Origin of the sequence: Marivita sp., assembly GCF_022763305.1 — a bacterium.
Taxonomy (GTDB): domain Bacteria; phylum Pseudomonadota; class Alphaproteobacteria; order Rhodobacterales; family Rhodobacteraceae; genus Marivita.
Map to the genome: position 1 here is coordinate 1 of NZ_JALEGT010000061.1, position 20,292 is coordinate 20,292.

Annotated in this window: 11 protein-coding genes and 1 riboswitch; of the genes, 8 read left to right on the plus strand and 3 right to left on the minus strand. The window is 61.6% G+C overall.

Going from position 1 to position 20,292, the window contains the following annotated elements:
- Positions 1–1,881, plus strand: a 1,881-nt coding sequence (locus MRY75_RS12075) for a hypothetical protein (RefSeq protein WP_292308116.1), incomplete at its 5' end; no start/stop codon positions are given.
- Between the two features lie 111 nt (positions 1,882–1,992).
- On the opposite strand, the gene MRY75_RS12080 is transcribed toward MRY75_RS12075, so the two are convergent.
- Positions 1,993–5,436: a pyruvate carboxylase gene (locus tag MRY75_RS12080; protein ID WP_292308118.1), complete on the minus strand. Its 3,444-nt coding sequence runs from the start codon at positions 5,434–5,436 to the stop codon at positions 1,993–1,995.
- 57 nt (positions 5,437–5,493) lie between these two features.
- Positions 5,494–6,666: an alpha-hydroxy acid oxidase gene (locus MRY75_RS12085; protein ID WP_292308119.1), complete on the minus strand. Its 1,173-nt coding sequence runs from the start codon at positions 6,664–6,666 to the stop codon at positions 5,494–5,496.
- Between the two features lie 152 nt (positions 6,667–6,818).
- On the opposite strand from MRY75_RS12085, the gene MRY75_RS12090 reads away from it, so the two are divergent.
- The 7 genes from MRY75_RS12090 (at position 6,819) to MRY75_RS12120 (ending at position 16,653) form a co-directional block, all read left to right on the plus strand.
- A complete protein-coding gene (locus MRY75_RS12090; protein ID WP_292308121.1) occupies positions 6,819–9,182 on the plus strand; it encodes an ATP-dependent helicase in 2,364 nt (787 codons plus the stop codon).
- A 103-nt stretch (positions 9,183–9,285) separates the two neighbouring features.
- Positions 9,286–9,362: riboswitch (SAM riboswitch) on the plus strand.
- Positions 9,363–9,418: 56 nt separating this feature from the next.
- Entirely contained in the window at positions 9,419–10,597 is a 1,179-nt protein-coding gene (gene metZ / locus MRY75_RS12095) for an O-succinylhomoserine sulfhydrylase (protein ID WP_292308123.1), read from the plus strand.
- Positions 10,598–10,728: 131 nt separating this feature from the next.
- Positions 10,729–11,826: a GTP cyclohydrolase FolE2 gene (folE2, locus tag MRY75_RS12100; RefSeq protein ID WP_292308125.1), complete on the plus strand. Its 1,098-nt coding sequence runs from the start codon at positions 10,729–10,731 to the stop codon at positions 11,824–11,826.
- Between the two features lie 249 nt (positions 11,827–12,075).
- Positions 12,076–12,321, plus strand: coding sequence for a DUF1127 domain-containing protein (locus MRY75_RS12105; RefSeq protein ID WP_292308127.1), 246 nt, complete (start codon positions 12,076–12,078; stop codon positions 12,319–12,321).
- 69 nt (positions 12,322–12,390) lie between these two features.
- On the plus strand, positions 12,391–13,554 hold the full coding sequence (locus MRY75_RS12110; RefSeq protein ID WP_292308129.1) for a benzoate/H(+) symporter BenE family transporter: 1,164 nt from the start codon (positions 12,391–12,393) through the stop codon (positions 13,552–13,554).
- Positions 13,555–13,612: 58 nt separating this feature from the next.
- Positions 13,613–15,061, plus strand: coding sequence for a TrkH family potassium uptake protein (locus MRY75_RS12115; protein ID WP_292308131.1), 1,449 nt, complete (start codon positions 13,613–13,615; stop codon positions 15,059–15,061).
- Positions 15,061–16,653: a 5-guanidino-2-oxopentanoate decarboxylase gene (locus MRY75_RS12120; protein ID WP_292308133.1), complete on the plus strand. Its 1,593-nt coding sequence runs from the start codon at positions 15,061–15,063 to the stop codon at positions 16,651–16,653. Before MRY75_RS12115 ends, MRY75_RS12120 begins: the two co-directional genes overlap by 1 nt.
- 469 nt (positions 16,654–17,122) lie before the next feature.
- Here MRY75_RS12120 and MRY75_RS12125 read toward each other — a convergent pair whose 3' ends face one another.
- Positions 17,123–20,056: a valine--tRNA ligase gene (locus tag MRY75_RS12125; RefSeq protein ID WP_292308136.1), complete on the minus strand. Its 2,934-nt coding sequence runs from the start codon at positions 20,054–20,056 to the stop codon at positions 17,123–17,125.
- Positions 20,057–20,292 lie beyond the last annotated feature (236 nt).

The window sequence follows — 20,292 nt, forward strand, 5'->3', positions numbered from 1 at the left end:
CATCGGTCAGCCAGTAAAGGTCGCTCATGTCACCGCTCCGTTTTCCGAGCCGTGAATCACGCAGCGGTGCGAAAATCAATGCATCCTGACCCTAGAAAGCTGGAGAATTGGGTCGATCCAGATAGAGATCGGGGACTTTTGTACTTTATTCAAAGGTTGGACGAGCTGACGTTTCCCTACACTATCGACAGCTATCGAGCGCCGACAATGAGCCCACCTGATTTGGCTGAGGAATGCATCGAAGCGATTACTTTTGCACGTTCGCAGTCGAAGTCAGAAAAAAGTATCTGGCACATACTTGACGAGTTTGAATCCCGACTTTCAAAAAACCCAGTTGTCAGCTCATTGCTCAAGGTCGAACTGCATAGGCACCTTAATTATGATAGGAACTCTTTTTCCGATATTGAGCGAAAACTAAAGGTACTGAGCCGGGAAATCTCTAGGCGATCGTATGCTTTAAAGTGTTTTGAGCTTGCTGAGGAGTTCTGTTCTGAAAACAAGAAGGGCAAGATTGAATTTGTGGCGAGGGAAATGGTAACTTCGCTTACCAACTATGGCGTGAGTTTTCGGCAAATTAACCAGACAGTTTCGAATTTTTTCTTCAAATCGAAAGTGGTTGATGGAGTTTCATCGCTTAGGCCATTCTTTACAGAGATTTTTCCGCATCATCACCAATTTAAAGTTCTTTTTAAGTGCGACACCCTAGTAGAGTCTTTGCCAGAGGGCGTTCTTGAATTATTCTCACTGGAATTTGCAGATTCTATTCCGGTCGAATTCAAGGGGAAGGGGCGCGCTGCAAGGATTCCAAAATTGAAGTCTAATGAGTCATATTTAATCGAAAAGAATATTGGTGCGACTGATAAATTCTCCGCAGTTGAGGTGGCTAGAGATAAGATACAACGCTTGCATGATCTTTTTGGAATTTATCACCACAAGCTATCTTATCATTTCGATGAGAGAACTTTCAGTCTCCAGAAATGCTGCGCAGATGACCTATCAGAAGTGAAGGTTGACGAAAATCCGATGCTATTCACGCTGGACAATAGCGCATCTGACGCCGCCACAAAACTTGACTCGTTAACCGATGTCTTGAGACTTCCAGGGGGGCCTGATCGCGAGAGGTTTTTTAGAATTGTCGCATTTCATGGCTCAGCAAGTCAAACAGATAATATAGAAACAAAGATTGTGAATATATGGACGGCGCTGGAGACAATGGCTCCATCAAATAGAAACGGCGCGATAGTCTCAAATGTTATCGAGGCGGCACTCCCAATCATTTCTCTAAACTACTTTAGGCGCATTTTTCGAACATTGACCTGGGATATCCTTCGTTGGAACAGACGGCTTCTGACGAAAGCTCTGAAAAAATCTGATTTCTTGGAGGAAAACGATCTGATTGAGAAAGTTTTTTCGCTTGTAGTTTTGCCTAATAATGAAGATGCCCTGTCAGGGCTTCTTGCGGATTTGAGAAATTTTGAACTACTTCGATACAGAATTTATTCCTTGCATCAGATATTTGCGTCTCGTGATTTGGCGATCAAGTTGCTTGAAGAACACGAGAGAAGAGTTGAATGGCAACTCCACAGAATTTACAGGACACGAAACCGAATTATTCACACGGGGTCTTCACCGTCAAACACCAAAGCGCTTTTTGCAAATGCTCACGACTACTTTGATCAGATTTTTGATGTTTCATGTGACTTATGCAGTGGCTCAAGTGGCTATAACAATTATGAAGATGCGTTCAACTTCTCGAAGGCTTTGCACGAACAATATCGTTCGAAGCTTAAGGAAGCGGTTAGCATGGACACAAGCTCAGCTTCGATTTGGCTCTGGACCGCCCCAAACGAACCGGATGCACGACGTTGGTTTAGAGAGTGAAGTAGCGCGGAGGCACACAAAGCCGTTGTGTAAAAGAGGCAAAATATGCCTAGAGCCGATTTTGACTAATGGCCGAGCAGGCCCAAAGGCCCGCCCCACACCAACCCCACCTCACTCCAACTCGATCAACAGGTCCTTCGCGTCGATCTGCGCCGCAGCCGATACATGCACCGCCTTCACGACCGCGTCGCGTTCCGCGTGCAGGCCGGTCTCCATCTTCATCGCTTCGATGGTCAGCAGGAGGTCGCCCTCCTTGATCTTCTGACCGGTCGACACCGCGATGGAGGCGACGACGCCCGGCATCGGGGCGCCGATGTGGTTCGGATTGCCGACCTCCGCCTTGGGCCGCGCCGCCGTGGTGGCCTTGGCCTTGCGGTCGGGCACACGGATGGTGCGCGGCTGGCCGTTAAGCTCGAAGAACACCCGCACCTCGCCATCGTCCTGCGTCTCGCCCACCGCAATCAGACGGATTTCGAGCGTCTTGCCGGGGTCGATCTCGGCGCTGATTTCCTCGCCCTGTTCCATGCCATAGAAGAAGGTCCGCGTCGGCAGCACCCGCACCGGGCCGTATGTCCGGTGGCGGCCCATGTAATCGAGGAAGACCTTCGGATACATCAGGTAGCCGTTCAGGTCCTCATCATCGACGGGCTTGCCTTCGAGTTCCTTGATGACCTTGGCGCGGGTTTCCTCGATATCCACCGGGGCCGCGTGCAGGCCGGGGCGGTCGGTAAACGGTGTCTCGCCCTTGAGGATCTTCTTCTGGATCGCCGCAGGCCAGCCGCCCGGAGGCTGCCCCAGCGAGCCACGCATCATGTCCACCACCGAGTCGGGGAAGGAGACGTCGGTGTCCGGGTTCTCCACATCCGCGCGGGTCAGGCCCTGTGACACCATCATCAGCGCCATGTCGCCCACCACCTTGGAGGACGGCGTGACCTTCACGATGTCGCCGAACATCTGGTTCACATCCGCATAGGTCTGCGCCACCTCGTGCCAGCGCTCTTCCAGCCCAAGGCTGCGCGCCTGCGCCTTGAGGTTGGTGAACTGCCCGCCGGGCATCTCGTGCAGGTAGACCTCGGAGGCGGGGGCCTGTTGGCCCGTCTCGAACGCCGCGTACTGCCCGCGCACCGCTTCCCAGTAGTTGGAAATCTCGCGGATCGCGCTGATGTCCAGCCCGGTCTCGCGTTCGGTATGCCGCAGCGCCTCGACCACCGATCCCAGCGTCGGCTGAGAGGTGTTCCCCGACAGCGCATCCATCGCCGCATCCACAGCATCCACACCCGCCGCCGCAGCGGCCATGATCGTGGCGATCCCCGCGCCCGAGGTGTCATGCGTGTGGAAATGGACGGGCAGGCCCACCTCTTCCTTCAGCGCCTTGACTAGCGGCCCGGCGGCGGCGGGTTTCAGCAGCCCCGCCATGTCCTTGAGGCCGAGGATATGCGCCCCCGCCGCTTTCAGCTCCTTGCCCATGGCGACATAGTACTTGAGGTCATATTTCGACCGCGCCGGATCGTTCAGATCGCCGGTGTAGCAGATCGTGCCTTCCAGCACTTTCCCGGTCTCAAGCACCGCATCCATCGCCACGCGCATGTTCTCTACCCAGTTGAGGCTGTCGAACACGCGGAACACGTCGACCCCGGTCTCGGCGGCCTGTTTGACGAAGAACTGCACCACGTTGTCGGGGTAGTTGGTGTAGCCGACGCCATTGGCCCCACGCAGCAGCATCTGGGTCATTATGTTCGGCATCGCCGCCCGCAGATCGCGCAGGCGCTGCCACGGGCATTCCTGCAGGAAGCGGTAGGCCACGTCAAAGGTCGCACCGCCCCAGCATTCCACGCTGAAGAGCTGCGGCAGGTTGGCGGCATAGGCAGGCGCCACCTTGATCATGTCGATCGACCGCATCCGCGTGGCGAGCAAGGACTGGTGCCCATCGCGCATCGTCGTGTCGGTGATCAGCACCTCTTTCTGAGCCGCCAGCCAGTCGGCCACGGCCTGCGGGCCTTTTTCATCGAGCAGCGTCTTCGTGCCCGGCGGTGGTGTCTCGGCGCGCAGCTTGGGGGCACGGGCGGGTTTCAAATCGGGATGCGGCGTTGCGCGGCCCGCAACCTCGGGGTGCCCGTTCACGGTGATGTCCGCGATATAGGTGAGAACCTTGGTGCCCCGGTCGCGGCGCTTGCGGAACTGGAACAGCTCGGGCGTCTCGTCGATGAATTTGGTGGTGTACTGGTTGTTGAGGAAGGTCGGGTGCTTGAGCAGGTTCTCCACAAACGCGATGTTGGTGGACACACCGCGCACCCGGAATTCACGCAAGGCGCGGTCCATACGCGCGATGGCCTTTTCCGGTGTCGGCGCCCAGGCCGTGACCTTGGTCAGCAGCGAGTCGTAATAACGCGTGATCACGCCGCCCGCATAGGCGGTGCCGCCATCGAGACGGATGCCCATCCCGGTCGCGGAACGGTATGCGGTGATGCGGCCATAATCGGGGATGAAGTTGTTCTGTGGGTCCTCGGTTGTGACGCGGGTCTGCAGCGCATGGCCATTGAGTCGGATGTCGTATTGGCTGGCTTTGCCGGTGGCCTCGGCCAGCGACTTGCCCTCGGCGATCATGATCTGCGCCTGCACGATGTCGATGCCGGTCACTTCCTCGGTGACCGTATGTTCCACCTGCACGCGGGGGTTCACCTCGATGAAGTAGAACTTGCCGTCATCCATATCCATCAGGAATTCGACGGTGCCCGCGCATTCGTAATTCACATGGGCACAGATCTTGCGGCCCAACTCGCACAGCTCTTCACGCTGCGCCTCGGACAGATACGGGGCAGGGGCGCGTTCCACGACCTTCTGGTTGCGGCGCTGGACCGAGCAGTCACGCTCATACAGGTGGTAGATGTTGCCCTGCTTGTCGCCAAGGATCTGCACCTCGACGTGCCGCGCGCGGGTGATCATCTTTTCCAGATAGCCTTCGCCATTGCCAAAGGCGGCTTCGGCCTCGCGACGGCCTTCCAGCACCTTTTCCTTGAGCTCCTTGGGGCCTATGATCGGTCGCATCCCGCGGCCGCCGCCACCCCAGCTTGCCTTGAGCATCAGCGGGTAGCCGATCTCTTCGGCTTCTTTCGCGATCGCGTCGAAATCGTCGCCCAGAACCTCAGTCGCGGGGATGACCGGTACACCCGCCTCAATCGCAACCCGCCGCGCGCTGGCCTTGTCGCCAAGGGCGCGCATGGTTTCGGCGCGGGGGCCGATGAAGGTGATGCCATTGGCCACGCAGGCATCCACAAGGTTCGGGTTCTCGGACAAGAGGCCGTAACCCGGATGGATCGCATCCGCGCCCGATTCCTTGGCGACGCGAATGATCTCTTCGATGCTCAGATAGGCGGCCACCGGCCCCATGCCTTCACCGATGCGATAGGCTTCATCTGCCTTGAACCGGTGCAGGCCCAGCTTGTCCTCTTCGGCATAGACGGCGACCGTTGCCTTGCCCATCTCGTTGGCGGCCCGCATGATGCGGATGGCGATTTCGCCGCGATTGGCGACGAGGATTTTCTTGAAATCTGACATGGCAGCAGTCCTGACGGTGTGACGTTGCGCGAGGCTTAGTAAGAATTCGTTACATTCTCAACCGGTCTTAACAGCGCGGCGTTGCAGGTCCGTGCCGTCAAACCACGCTTTGCCCCGCAGATCGGTCGGTTTGACGACCCCAAGCTGGCCCATATTGGCGGCCATGTCCTTTTGCAGGATTTCAACAAGATGGGCTGGCCCGTCCGTGTCCAGCGCACCAAGCGAATAGTGCCACGCGCGGCCCAGCATGACGAAATCAGCGCCCAGCGCGATGGCCCGCAGCACGTCAAGCCCGCCTTCGACTCCGCTGTCGAAAATGAGCGGCAGATCGGTGGCTGCCCGGAATTCGGGCAGAACCTCGATCGGGGCGGGGGAGGCGTCGAACTGCCGTCCGGCGTGGTTGGACAGCCAGATCGCATCCACACCCGCCTGTTCCAGCGTCGGCGCATCGGCGGGGTCGAGCACACCCTTGACAAAGAACGCCCCATCCCACGCATCGCGCAGCCAGCGCACATAGTCCCAGTCGGGCGAGGTGCGCAGCAGGTAGCCCGCATGCTGGGTGGAACTCAGTCCCGTCACCTTGCCCGCGTAATCATCAATCAGCCGCATGCGCGGCATGCCAAGCTGTGCGGTGGCCATGGCCCAGGTCGGACACAGGGCAATCTGCGCCAGCAGACGCGGGGTCAGTTTCGGCGGTGTCGTCAGGCCCGACCGTACCTGCCGTTCCCGGCGCGAGGGCACGGGCACGTCCACGGTCAGGATGAGCGTCGTGAACCCCGCATCCTTGGCGCGTTTGAGCATGTCCGTGCGGATGCCCTCGTCGCGGGGCGGATACATCTGGAACCAGCCATTGCCATCCAGCCGGGGCGCCACCTCTTCGGGGGTGCGCGTCGCCACGGTCGAGATGCTGTAGGGGATGCCCGCCTTGGTCGCAGCCCGCGCCAGTTTGCGCTCCGCATCGGGCCAGATCAGGCCAGACATGCCGACCGGGCTGATGCCCACTGGGAGCGTATAGGTCCGACCGCAGAGCGACGTGCTGAGGTCGACGGACAATTCGCCATGCAGGATGGAGGGCAGGAACAGCACCCGGTCCAATGCCGTGCGGTTGCGGCGCAAGGTGGCCTCTGTCCCGGTGGCGGAATCGAGGTATTCCCAGACAAATTTCGGGATGCGCCGACGCGCACGCGCCTTGAGGTCCGAGATTGCGGGGTATTTTGCGTGATGATCCATAGAGGCGCATTTGTGAGAACTTCCCGGGAATTGTCCAGCGTCGGATTTTTCGAAAAATCCGGCGATTTCCTTCGAAGGAAATCTGCCCGTGGCGATGTGAACATTATCAGAACATCTTTATCTCTGGTGCCAGCGGCGCTATCTTGGCGGGCATGAGCAGTTTCGATGAAATGGAGGCGTTCGAAAACGCCTCTCTCTCCGCCCGCGCGATGGCCGCGCGTCCGCAGCCCTATCTGGACGGTCTCAACCCGGCGCAGCGCCAGGCGGTCGAGACGCTGGATGGTCCTGTTCTGATGCTTGCAGGGGCAGGCACCGGCAAGACCAAGGCGCTGACCACCCGCATTGTACATCTGCTGAACACCGGCCGCGCCCGTCCGAACGAGATCCTCGCCGTGACCTTCACCAACAAGGCCGCGCGCGAAATGAAGGAACGGGTGGGGCGTCTGCTTGGTCAGACGGTCGAGGGCATGCCGTGGCTCGGCACCTTCCATTCGATCTGCGTGAAACTGCTGCGCCGCCATGCCGAACTGGTGGGGCTGAAATCGAACTTCACAATTCTAGACACCGACGACCAGTTGCGCCTGCTCAAACAACTCGTGTCCGCCGCCGGAATCGACGACAAACGCTGGCCCGCGCGGCAATTGGCCGGGATCATCGACGGCTGGAAGAACCGCGCGATCACGCCCGACAAGGTGCCGGCCGCCGATGCAGGCGCGTACAACCATCAGGGGCCCAAGCTCTATGCGCTCTATCAGGCGCGTCTGAAAGAGCTGAACGCCGTCGATTTCGGTGACCTGCTGCTGCATGTCGTGACGATCTTTCAGGCGCACCCGGATGTGCTCGACCAGTACCAGCGCTGGTTCCGCTACATCCTCGTGGACGAGTATCAGGATACCAACGTCGCGCAGTATCTCTGGCTGCGCCTTCTGGCGTCGGGCCACAAGAACATCTGCTGCGTGGGCGATGACGACCAGTCGATCTATGGCTGGCGCGGGGCCGAAGTGGGCAACATCCTGCGGTTCGAAAAGGATTTCGAGGGCGCGCATGTGGTGCGGCTCGAACAGAATTACCGCTCCACCCCGCATATCCTTGCCGCCGCATCAGGGGTGATCGCGGGCAATCAGGGGCGTCTGGGCAAGACGCTCTGGACCGACGCGCAGGAGGGCGAGAAGGTCCGCCTGATCGGTCATTGGGACGGCGAGGAAGAGGCGCGCTGGATCGGCGAAGAGATCGAGGCGATGCAGGGCGGCACCCGGGGCATGCGCGGGATGAGCCTTGACGAAATGGCCATCCTTGTCCGCGCCTCGCATCAGATGCGCGCCTTCGAGGACCGGTTCCTGACCATCGGTCTGCCCTACCGCGTCATCGGCGGCCCGCGCTTCTACGAACGGATGGAGATCAGGGACGCGATGGCCTATTTCCGGCTGGTCGTGTCGCCCGACGACGATCTGGCTTTCGAGCGGATCGTCAACACCCCCAAGCGCGGCTTGGGCGATAAGGCACAGCAGACCATCCAGACCGTTGCCCGCGCCAATGGCGTGTCGCTCGTCGAAGGCGCGCGGCTGGCGGTCGAGCAGGGCCTGATCAAGGGCAAGGGCGGGTCCGAACTGGGCCAGTTGGTGCGCGATCTGGACCGCTGGGGCCGCATGGGGGAGGACACGGATCATGCCGAACTGGCGGGCATCGTCCTCGACGAGAGCGGCTACACCACCATGTGGCAGAACGACAAAACGCCAGAAGCGCCGGGGCGGCTCGAAAACCTCAAGGAACTGGTCAAGGCCCTGGAGGAATTCGACAATCTGCAGGGATTCCTCGAACATGTCAGCCTGATCATGGACAACGACAAAGGCGGCGATGGCGAGAAAGTCTCGATCATGACGCTGCACGCAGCCAAAGGTCTGGAGTTTCCCGCCGTCTTCCTGCCGGGCTGGGAAGATGGGCTGTTCCCGTCGCAACGGTCGATGGACGAAAGCGGTCTCAAAGGTCTCGAAGAGGAACGCCGCCTTGCCTATGTGGGCATCACCCGCGCCGAAGAGGTCTGCACGATCTCCTTTGCCGCCAACCGCAGGGTGTTCGGCCAATGGCAATCGGCGCTGCCCTCGCGCTTCATCGACGAACTTCCCGAGGATCATGTCGAGGTCCTGACCCCGCCCGGTCTTTACGGCGGCGGATACGGAGCGGCGGGGATGGCCTCGCCCGCGACGCAGATGATGGCTGGGTCCGACCTGCACCAGAAGGCGGCCGAGGCGAATGTCTACAACTCCCCCGGCTGGCGGCGCTTGCAGTCCCGCGCGCAGCAGCGCCCGGTCAGCCAGCCGACCGAGGCCCGCAATACGGTGATCGACGCCACCGCGATCAGCTCCTACGCGCTGGGCGAACGGGTGTTTCACCAGAAATTCGGCTATGGCGCGGTGATGGGAATCGAGGGCGACAAGCTCGAGATCGAGTTCGAAAAGGCAGGCACCAAGAAGGTCGTCGCGCGCTTCATCTGTGCGGCGGATGATGTTCCGTTCTAGGCGCGGACCGGACGAGTCGACGCGTCCGGGATTTTCAGTCGACTGAAAATCCGCGCACGTCCCTTTCGCATGCGGATATTGACCGACGATCCGTGAAGGCGTAATGCACACTCGTGGCGATTTGTTACCGGATTGCGGGCCACGTTAAACATGCCGCTAAAAGGTCAGCCGAAAGCCCCTTTCGCTTGGCCGGAACGGGGCTTTTTTGATGGGCCGGGGCCCACACAGGTGAAGACATGAAAGACAAGAAACCACGCACCCGATTGGTCCATGGCGGCACGAAACGCAGCCAGTGGGGAGAAGTGAGCGAAGCGATCTTCCTGACCCAGGGCTTCGTCTATGACAGCGCCGAACAGGCCGAACAGCGGTTCATCAAGTCCGGCCCGGACGAATACATCTACGCCCGCTACGGCAACCCGACCGTCGCGATGTTCGAGGAACGCATCGCGATGCTCGAAGGGGCCGAGGATGCCTTTGCCACAGCCAGCGGCATGGCGGCGGTCAACGGTGCGCTGGTGTCCATGCTCAAGGCGGGCGATCACCTTGTCTCGGCGCGGGCGCTCTTCGGGTCCTGTCTTTACATTGTCGAAGACATCCTGCCGCGCTTCGGGGTTGAGGTCACGCTGGTCGATGGTGCCGATCTCGATCAGTGGCGCGCGGCGGTGCGGCCTGACACCAAGGCGGTGTTCTTTGAATCCATGTCGAACCCCACGCTGGAACTGGTCGACATTCGGGCGGTGTCCGAGATCGCCCATGCGCAGGGTGCGCTTGTGGTGGTGGACAACGTGTTCTCCACCCCGATCTTCTCGAATGCGCTCGATCAGGGCGCGGATGTGGTGGTCTATTCCTCGACCAAGCATATCGACGGGCAGGGGCGCACGCTGGGCGGCGTGATTCTTGGCACGCGCGACCATATCCGCAAGGTGGTCGAACCTTACATGAAGCACACCGGTGGCTCCATGTCGCCGTTCACGGCCTGGGTGCAGCTCAAGGGGCTGGAAACGCTGGACCTGCGCGTTCGTGCGCAGGCGCAATCGGCGCATGCCATCGCCGAGGCGCTTGAGGGCCATCCGAAGCTGAAACAGGTGATCTACCCGGGTCTGCCCAGCCACCGGCAGTCGGACCTCGCCAAGCGGCAACTCGGGTCTGGCGGCACCATGCTCGCGATCGAGGTCGAAGGCGGAAAGGCGGCGACCTTTGCGTTCCTGAACGCGCTTGACGTGATTGTGATCTCCAACAATCTCGGCGACGCAAAAAGCATTGCGACCCATCCGGCCACCACCACGCACCAGCGTCTGAGCGTCGAACAGCGGCAGACACTGGGCATTACCGACGGTTTGGTGCGTCTATCGGTCGGAATCGAGGATACGGATGACCTGATCGACGATATCCTGACCGCGCTGGATGCTGTATGACAGCGAAATGACAGAGAAAATTCCCCCCGAGATTGGTCCGGATCCGGGGGGGCGCCGTATATGAGGTGAGTGGAAATGATCGGACGGCTGCCTATGTCAAGGGCATGTCCAACAGGCGAGGGGGCCTGCGCATGAATATCCATACACCCAAGATCGACCGCAAACCCAGCCGGGAAGAGGCCGAGGCGGCACTGGCTCTGCTGCGGCAGTGGGCCGGCAAGGCGCATGACGGCGAAATCGACATGGTCGATCCCGTCTTGCGTCGTCTGGTAGACGGGGCGACGGACGGCTACCCGGTTCTCTCACGCGAGTATCCGGACGGTTTCGCCGTCGATGCGGCCTACAAGGACACGCTGCCCGATCTGCAGAACGGTCCGTCCGCGCTGATCCGTGGCGCGAACCGGGGCATTCAGCATGTGGGCATTTCCAATTTCCGCCTGCCGATCAGCTATCACACCCGCGACAATGGCGATCTGACGCTGGAAACCAGCGTGACCGGCACGGTCAGCCTTGATGCCGACAAGAAAGGCATCAACATGAGCCGCATCATGCGGTCATTTTATGTGCATGCGGAAAAGACGTTCAGTTTCAACGTGATCGAAGCCGCTTTGGACGACTACAAATCCGACCTCGAGTCGTTTGATGCCCGCATCAACATGCGCCTCAGCTTCCCGATGAAAGTGAACAGCCTGCGCTCGGGCCTGTCGGGCTACCAGTATTACGACATTGCCTTGGAGCTTGTGGAAACCGACGGCGTGCGCCGCAAGATCATGCATCTCGACTACGTCTACAGCTCGACCTGCCCCTGCTCGCTCGAACTCAGCGAGCACGCCCGGCGCGAGCGGGGCCAGTTGGCGACCCCGCATTCGCAGCGGTCTGTCGCGCGGATCTCGGTCGAGGTAAAGGACGGCAAGTGCCTCTGGTTCGAAGACTTGATCGACATGTGCCGCCGTGCCGTGCCGACCGAGACGCAGGTCATGGTCAAGCGTGAGGACGAACAGGCCTTTGCCGAACTCAACGCCGCCAACCCGATCTTCGTCGAGGATGCAGCACGTCTGTTCGCGGAACAGTTGCAGACCGACCCGCGCATCGGGGATTATCGCGTGCTGGCCAGCCATCAGGAAAGCCTGCACAGCCATGATGCCGTATCGGTACTGACCGAAGGCACGCTCTTTGCGGCGGACAGCCTTGATCCCAAGCTCTTCTCGACTCTCTTTCACGTTGGCTGAACGGCCTGACGCCAAGTGATCGGAAAAACCGGCGGCCTTGGCCGCCGTTTTTGCATCGGCTCCGATCCGCACACTGACGAAATCGTCGCCGTTGCGCTTGTTGATTGGGCAGAATGTGCGGAAAGTGTCATCGTCACTCCTCAGTTCGGCGCGGAACCGCCACGCCCGGACCGATCTTCACAGCCCGGAAAGGCACGATCGGATAGGCTGTGACGCGGGAGGAAACCAACGGTCCCAACGAGGTTTCCAATGTCGACAGAGCCAGTCCATCTCCAGTTTGTCCGCCCCGGTTTGCGACATCGCATCGACCTTTACTTTGCCGCGCAGGGGCAGGGGTTCAACCCCGCGACCTTCATCCGCAGCCGTCTGGCCAGCATTCTCGAGCTTGATGCGATGAGCGATGCGGAACTGGCGCAATTTGGACTGACCCGCGCGGATATCCTGCCTTTCGTCTTCGAGGACTGCTTTGCCGACCATCCGCAGTTTGATGCGTAATCGGCATCTGCCTTGCGAAGCGCGGACCTGCTGGCTATGCCACCCGCAGACGTTCGACAAAGGCCAACCGTGTTTCCTCCGATCCAGACAGTCTCGACCGGTTGTGTCGTTGCCATCGTGGGCTTTTTCAGCTCGTTTCCCATCGTGCTGAAAGGTCTCGACGCGGTTGGTGCAACCGCCGAACAGGCCGCGTCCGGACTGATGTTCGCGGCCCTGTCGATGGGGATCACGGGCCTGCTTCTCGCACTCTGGACGCGCCAGCCGGTCAGCGTGGCCTGGTCAACGCCCGGTGCCGCACTGCTTGCAATCACGCCGATTGCGGCAGGGGCCGGGTTCTCCGAGGCCGTGTTCGGGTTTGCGGTCGCCGGTGCTTTGACGCTCTTGTCCGGGTTCTGGCGTCCCCTGTCGCGCCTGATGACAAGCATCCCGCCGGCGCTTGCGCATGCGATGCTGGCCGGTGTTCTCCTGTCGCTGTGCATCGTGCCCTTTCAGGCCATGGCCGAAACACCCCAAAGCGCGATTCCCATCGTGGCCACGTGGTTTGTCGCCGGTCTGATCAACCGGCTTCTCGCCGTTCCGGCGGCTGTCATTGCCGCACTTCTGGTCGTCGGCGGGGCCACCGGGTTTGATATTCCCCTGACGGGCGGTGTGGTGACGGCGCCGGTCCTTGTGATCCCCGAACCGAACCTTGCGGCCATCGTGAATATCGGGCTGCCCTTGTTTCTCGTCACGATGGCCACGCAGAACGTGCCGGGAATCGCGGTCCTGCGCAGCTTTGGCTACACGCCCGAACCCCGCCCCCTGTTGGCCGCGGTGGGCGGTGCGAGCATCCTGTCAGCGCCCTTCGGGGCCCCCGCAACCTGCCTTGCGGCCATCACGGCGGCCATGTGTGCCAATCCGGAATCGCATCCCGATCCGAAGCAAAGATACTGGTCCGCCGTAATGGCAGGGGGCGTCTATTGTCTCTTCGGGCTGTTCGCCGCGACAATCACGGCTGTGGCCGCCGCCGCCCCGCCGATGGTTCTGGGCACGCTGGCAGGCCTGGCTTTGATCGGCGTCTTCACGAATTCGGCCCATGCCGCGCTGTCGGACGAGGCCCATCGTGACGCCGCCGCCATCACCTTTCTGACCACCGCGTCCGGTATGGCGCTGTTCGGTCTGAGCGCCGCGGTTTGGGGGCTGATCCTTGGTGGCGCGGTCTATGCAATCAAGGCGCGGATGCGCAAACCATGACCCGATGCCCGCGTCCGATACTTGACACCCCGACGGTCCACGTCCAACGCTTTGCGCCATGTTCGACATCCGCCCCGTAGCCTATGTGATCGGCCTTCTGGTCGCTGTCCTCGGGGCGACAATGCTGTTGCCGATGCTCGTGGACATGGCCGAGGGCCGGGGCGAATGGCATGTTTTCCTGCAAAGCTCGGTCCTTACCATGTTTTCCGGCGGGCTGATCGCGCTGGCTTCGGCCAATGGCGTGAAAGAGGGGCTGTCGATTCAGCAGACCTTCCTGCTCACCACCGGGGTCTGGGTTGCCCTGCCGATCTTCGGCGCCATCCCGTTTGTCCTGGGTGACACCGAGGCGCGCTTTGTCGATGCGTTCTTCGAGGCGATGTCGGGCCTCACCACGACCGGTTCGACCGTGTTCACGGGGCTGGATGACCTGCCCAAGGGCATCCTGCTCTGGCGCGGGTTGCTGCAATGGCTGGGCGGGATCGGCATCATCGTCGTGGCGATGGTGTTCCTGCCCGAGCTGCGCGTGGGCGGCATGCAGATCTTCCGCTCGGAAGCCTTTGACACGATGGGTAAAATCCTGCCCCGCGCGACCGAGATCTCGGCCTCGATCTCGACCATCTACATCGCCATCACCATCGCCTGTGCCACAAGTTACTACATCGTCGGCATGAACTTCTTCGATGCCACGGTGCACGCGCTGACCACGGTGTCGACGGGCGGCTTTTCCAATTACGACGCGTCCTTCGGGACGTTCCAGGGTCCGGCGGAATACGTCGCTTCGATCTTCATGATCAGCGCAGCGCTGCCATTCGTGCGCTATGTGCAGATGGCCAAAGGCAACTCGGGGGTGATCTGGAAGGACAGCCAGATCCGTGCCTTTCTGGGCACCATCCTCATGCTGGTTTTCATCACGGCCTTCACCCTGACGCAAATCTTTCCGCACCACCCCGAACAGGCCTTCCGCGAGGCGCTCTTCAACATCGTATCGATCATGACGGGCACCGGCTTTGCCAGCGTCGATTACATGGGCTGGGGGCCGTTCCTGATCTCGATCTTCTTCTTCATCGGCCTGATCGGCGGCTGCGCGGGCTCGACCTCGTGTTCGATCAAGATCTTCCGGTATCAGCTGCTCTTTGCGTCCATCAAGGTGCAGCTGCGCAAGATCCGTTCGCCCCACGGCGTGTTCATGCCGCGCTATGCGGGCCGCCCGGTGGGTGACGACGTTCTGAACTCGGTGATCTCGTTCTTCGTGTTCTTTGTCATCTCGCTGGGTGTGTTGTCCGTTGCGCTGGGCATGACAGGGCTCGATCTGATCACTTCGGTCTCGGGCGCTGCGACGGCGCTGGCCAATATCGGTCCGGGATTGGGGCCCGAGATCGGGCCTTCGGGCAATTTCGCGGGCCTCAACGACACGGCCAAATGGATGCTGGCCATCGGGATGCTGCTGGGCCGACTCGAACTGCTTGCCGTCTATGCCATCTTCACCGTCAGTTTCTGGAGAGCCTGATGACCCAACAGCCGCTTGGCGCGCAAATCTCGCAAATGCTGAAAGAGCGGGGCGTCGACACGATCTTCGGTATTCCCGGTGTGCACAATGTCGAGCTGTATCGCGGGATCGAGCAGGCCGGGATCACCCATGTGCTGGCCCGGCACGAACAGGGCGCGGGCTTCATGGCCGATGGCTATGCGCGCGCGACCGGCAAGCCGGGTGTGGCCTATGTCATCACAGGGCCGGGGCTGACCAACATCCTGACGCCGCTGGGGCAGGCCTATTCGGATTCCGTGCCAGTGTTGGCGATCTCTTCCTGTCTCGACGAAACCTCCGCCCGCCGGGGCCAGCTTCACCAGATGCGCGACCAGCGCATGGCAGCCGAAACCGTCTGCGCCTGGTCCGAAGAGGCCCGCAGTGCCGAGGCCGCCTATGCCCTGATAGACCGGGCCTTTGACCAGTTCGCCAGCACCCGCAAGCGCCCCTGTCACATTCAGGTGCCCATCGCCACGCTGGGCGCTGTGGCCGATCCCGCGCCGGTGCCTGCGCCACGACCCAGCCTGCCTGCCGCGTCCCATAGGGATGTCTACGACGTGGTTGCCGCCGTCCTCGCCGCGCAGAAACCGCTCCTCGTCTTTGGCGGAGGCGCAGTTGCAGGCGCGGGCGCAATCCCCGACCTGCTGCGCCAGACGGGGGCGGCCACGATCGTCACCTATGCCGCGCGCGGCGTCGTGCCCGGCGATCAGCCGCTCTACTTCGGAAGCTTCCTCGCCCGTCCCGACAGCGCCGACATCGCCGCTCAGGCCGATCTGGTGATCGCCATCGGCACCACGCTGTCCGAGGTCGATCTCTGGCGGCCCACGCTGGGCCACACCGCACCGATGATCCGGGTGGACATCGACCCCGAGGTCTTCACCGGTATGAGGCCAGAGGACCGCGCGATCCTTGCCGATGCGGGCGCGTTCCTGAAGGCCATGACAATCGCCATTCCCGCCCGAACCGCCGATCAGCCGCCGAAATGGGACCCCGCTGCGATTGCCCGCAAACGGGCGGCGTGGCGAGCCGAGGTGGATGCCGAACGCCCCGGCATCGGGCGGGTCTGCGACGCGCTGCGCGCGGTGCTGCCGGGCGACACGATGATCTATTCCGACATGACCCAGTTCGCCTACGCAGCGAAAGAGATCTGGGACATGCCGCGCCCCGGTCACTGGCACCACCCCTACGGCTTTGGCACTCTGGGCTATGCTTTGCCCGCAGCCATTGGCGGGGCTGTGGCCCGACCGGGTCTGCCGACCCTCGCCATTGCCGGGGATTACGGGCTGCAATACACGATTCAGGAACTCGGCACGGCGGTGGAACTGGGTCTACCGCTGCCGATTCTGGTCTGGGACAATGGCAAGCTGGGCGAGATCGAGGAGAGCATGGTCCGCAGCCAGATCGCGCCCAATGCCGTGGTGGCGCGGAACCCGGATTTCCTTGCACTGGCAAAGGCCTATGGGGCAGGGGCGGTGCAGCCCGACAGTCTGGAGGCGTTGCAGCAGGCGGTTCTGGCGGCGTTCAAGGCCGACACACCGACAGTGATCCGCGTGACACCGGGCATTGCAGGCTGAAAAGCCTGTTCGAACAGGCTTGGAACGCGGTTTCGAAACCGCGTCACGGGCTTTCGAAAGCCCGTCCACCGCGCGGTCCCTTACCGAAGTCTTAACCCTCACCCGCCAAAACCCCCCGCACGATGCGCATCGAGCGGAGAGGGTCACTCCCACACCGCGACACAATGCTGACGATTGCTTTCATGCCCCGACAGGGGACACCCGTGAAAGACCGGTCAACAGGGCCCTGCAAGGGGTTACAGGGTCCGGGTCCACGCCCGACAGAGCAAAGCATGTCAGACCTTCGGGGCGGCGCCGCTTTCCACTTGAAGAGGGATCACTCGTATCCCACATGACCGATCGCTCCCGGCGGGTTTTGGCCCGACCGGGCGTCCGGCGTGGGTCGGGCAGGGTGTAACGCCCTGTCCGGCCCTTTTCGTTTTAGAGAGAGGTGCGGGTCGGATGCGTGCTTGCACGCACCGCACCCACATCACCCCAGTTCGGCCAGCCGGTCCATCGCCTCTTGCAACTGCGCCGCTTCTTCCTCGCGTGCGGCAAGGTTGGCGCGGGTTTCCTCGACCACCTCTTCGGGGGCGCTCTCGACGAATTTCGGGTTGCTCAAGCGCCCCTTCATGCCGCCGATCTCCTTGGCAAGTTTCTGCAGCGACTTCTCAAGCCGCGCCTTTTCCTCGGCCACGTCGATGATGTCGGCCAGCGGCAGGCCAAAGGTTGCGCCCTCCATTGGCACGGTGGCGCAGCCCTTTGGGAAGGCATCCACCACCGTCAACTCCTCGATCCGCGCCAGACGCTTGATCAGCACCTCGTTGCGGTCCCACGCGGCGCGGGCGGCATCGCCCATATCCTTCACCACCAGCGGAAGGTACAGCCCCACCGGCACGTGCATCTGCTGACGCGCAGACCGGATGCCCTCGATCAGACCGATCACCCAGTTCATCTCGCGGTCGGCCTCGGCGTCGATCAGGTCGTCGCCATAGGTCGGCCAGTCGGCATGGACGAGCATCTTCGACCGGTCGCCTGTCACGGCCCATAGCTCTTCAGTGATGAAGGGCATGATCGGGTGCAGCAGGATCAGACACTGGTCGATGACCCAGGCCATGGTCGCCTTGGTTTCCGCCGTCTGCGGGCCGTCATCCAGCAGCAGGGGCTTGGAGAATTCCACGTACCAATCGCAGACCTTTCCCCAGACAAAGCGATAGAGCGCCGCCGCGGCGTCATCGAAACGGTAGGCGGCCAGTGCCGCGTCCACCTCGCCGCGCACGCGGGCGGTCTCGCCAATGATCCACTGGTTCACCGTTGCGGTGGCCTTGGGGATGTCGGCGCTGGGGGTCCGGTTCTCGAACACGCCGTTCATCTCGGCAAAGCGTGTCGCGTTCCAGAGCTTCGTGCCGAAGTTCCGGTAACCCGCGATTCTGGCCATGTCGAGTTTCAGCACACCGCCCAGCGAGGCCATCGCCGCATTGGTGAAGCGCAACGCATCCGCGCCGTATTCGTCAATGATCTCAAGCGGATCGACCACGTTGCCCAAGCTTTTGGACATCTTCTTGCCCTTGGCGTCGCGGACGAGGCCGTGCAGGTAGACGTCCTTGAACGGGATCTGATCGACCACGGCGAGTTGCATCATCATCATCCGCGCGACCCAGAAGAACAGGATGTCCTGCCCGGTCACGAGGACGCTGGTCGGGAAGTATTTTTGCAACTCAGGCGTCTGTTCCGGCCAGCCCAGCGTCCCGATGGGCCAGAGACCGGACGAGAACCACGTGTCGAGGACGTCGGGATCGCGGGTCAGTTCAACACCGTTACCCGCCATTGCCTGTGCCTCGGCCTCGGTCGGCGCGCAGTACTGATTGCCGTCAGCATCGAACCACACCGGGATCTGATGCCCCCACCACAACTGGCGCGAGATGCACCACGGTTCGATGTTCTCAAGCCAGTGGTAATAGGTCCGTTCGCCCGATTCCGGCACGATCTTGACCTCGCCCGAGCGCACGGCCTCCAGCGCGGGGCCGACGATCTTTTCGGCATCCACGAACCATTGGTCGGTCAGCATCGGCTCAATGACCACCTTCGAACGGTCGCCGAAGGGCTGCATGATCGGCTTGGCTTCGACCAGCGGAACAAGCCCTTCATCGCGCGCTTCGCCGCCCTCTTCAGGGGCGACTGGCGCTTTGGGCGCGCCAAGACGCGGGTCGGTGGCGGGCACCATGACCGCCAGACCCTCGGCCGTGATCTCCTCCACAACCCGCTTGCGCGCTTCGAACCGGTCCAGCCCGCGCAGGTGATCGGGGACAAGGTTCAGCGCGTCGGTCTCGGCCTCGGTCAGCGTGCGTTCGCCGCGCGCAACGGCACCGGCGATCAACGCGGCCTCTTCATACGGCGCGCCGTCGTCGCGCATGTGGGCCTTGGTGTCCATCAGGCGGTAGCACGGGATGTTGCCACGCTTGGCGACGCCGTAGTCGTTGAAGTCGTGCGCGCCGGTGATCTTGACCGCACCCGAGCCGAAGGTCGGATCGGGATACTCGTCGGTGATGATCGGGATCAGGCGGCGGTGCTCTTTCGGTCCAACCGGAATCTCGCAGAGTTTCCCGACGATTGGCGCGTAGCGTTCATCTGACGGGTGAACGGCAACCGCGCCGTCGCCCAGCATGGTTTCCGGGCGCGTGGTGGCGATGGAGATATAGTCACGCTCTTCCTCCAGCACGACATTCCCGTCCTCGTCCTTCTCGATATAGGTATAGGTGGCCCCACCTGCGAGCGGGTATTTGAAGTGCCACATATGGCCGGGGTTTTCGATATTCTCGACCTCGAGATCGGAAATCGCGGTCTCGAAATGCGGGTCCCAGTTGACCAGCCGCTTGCCGCGATAGATCAGGCCCTTGTTGTACATGTCGACAAAGACCTTGATCACCGCGTCGTGGAAATTCGGCCCATTGCCCTTGTCCGGGTCGCCCGCAGCACCGCCCATGGTGAACGCCTCGCGCGACCAGTCTGCCGACGCCCCAAGGCGCTTGAGCTGCCCGATGATCGTGCCCCGCGACTTGACCTTCTGCTGCCAGACGCGGTCCAGAAACGCCTCGCGCCCCATCTCGCGGCGCGACGGCTCGCCATTGGCGGCCATCTCGCGTTCGGTCACCATCTGCGTGGCGATGCCCGCATGGTCGGTGCCCGGCTGCCAGAGCGTATCGAAGCCGCGCATCCGGTGCCAGCGGACAAGGATGTCCTGCAAAGTGTTGTTGAACGCGTGCCCCATATGCAGCGAGCCGGTAACGTTGGGCGGCGGGATCATCACGCAGAACGTGTCCTCGCGCGAGGCATTGGCGCCTGCCTTGAAGGCGCCGCTTTCTTCCCAGGCCTTGTAAAGCCGCGCCTCGGCCTCGCTTGCGTCGAATGTCTTTTCCATCGCCATGGGTCAGATCCCGCTTCTGTGCTGCCCTTTGGGGCCGCAAATGTTCCGTTGCGCCTCATCTAGCGAATGGGCGGGGAAAGGAAAACCCAAGGCAGGCGGGAAAATGGCGGCGGTGATGCAGGTCCTTCGAAGGACCTTGTGCACGGGATTTCGAAATCCCGGCCACCGCGTTTCGAAACGCGGGCGCCCGACAAGAAAAAAAGGTGGGGCCAAGGGCGGGGAGGCACCACCGGTTC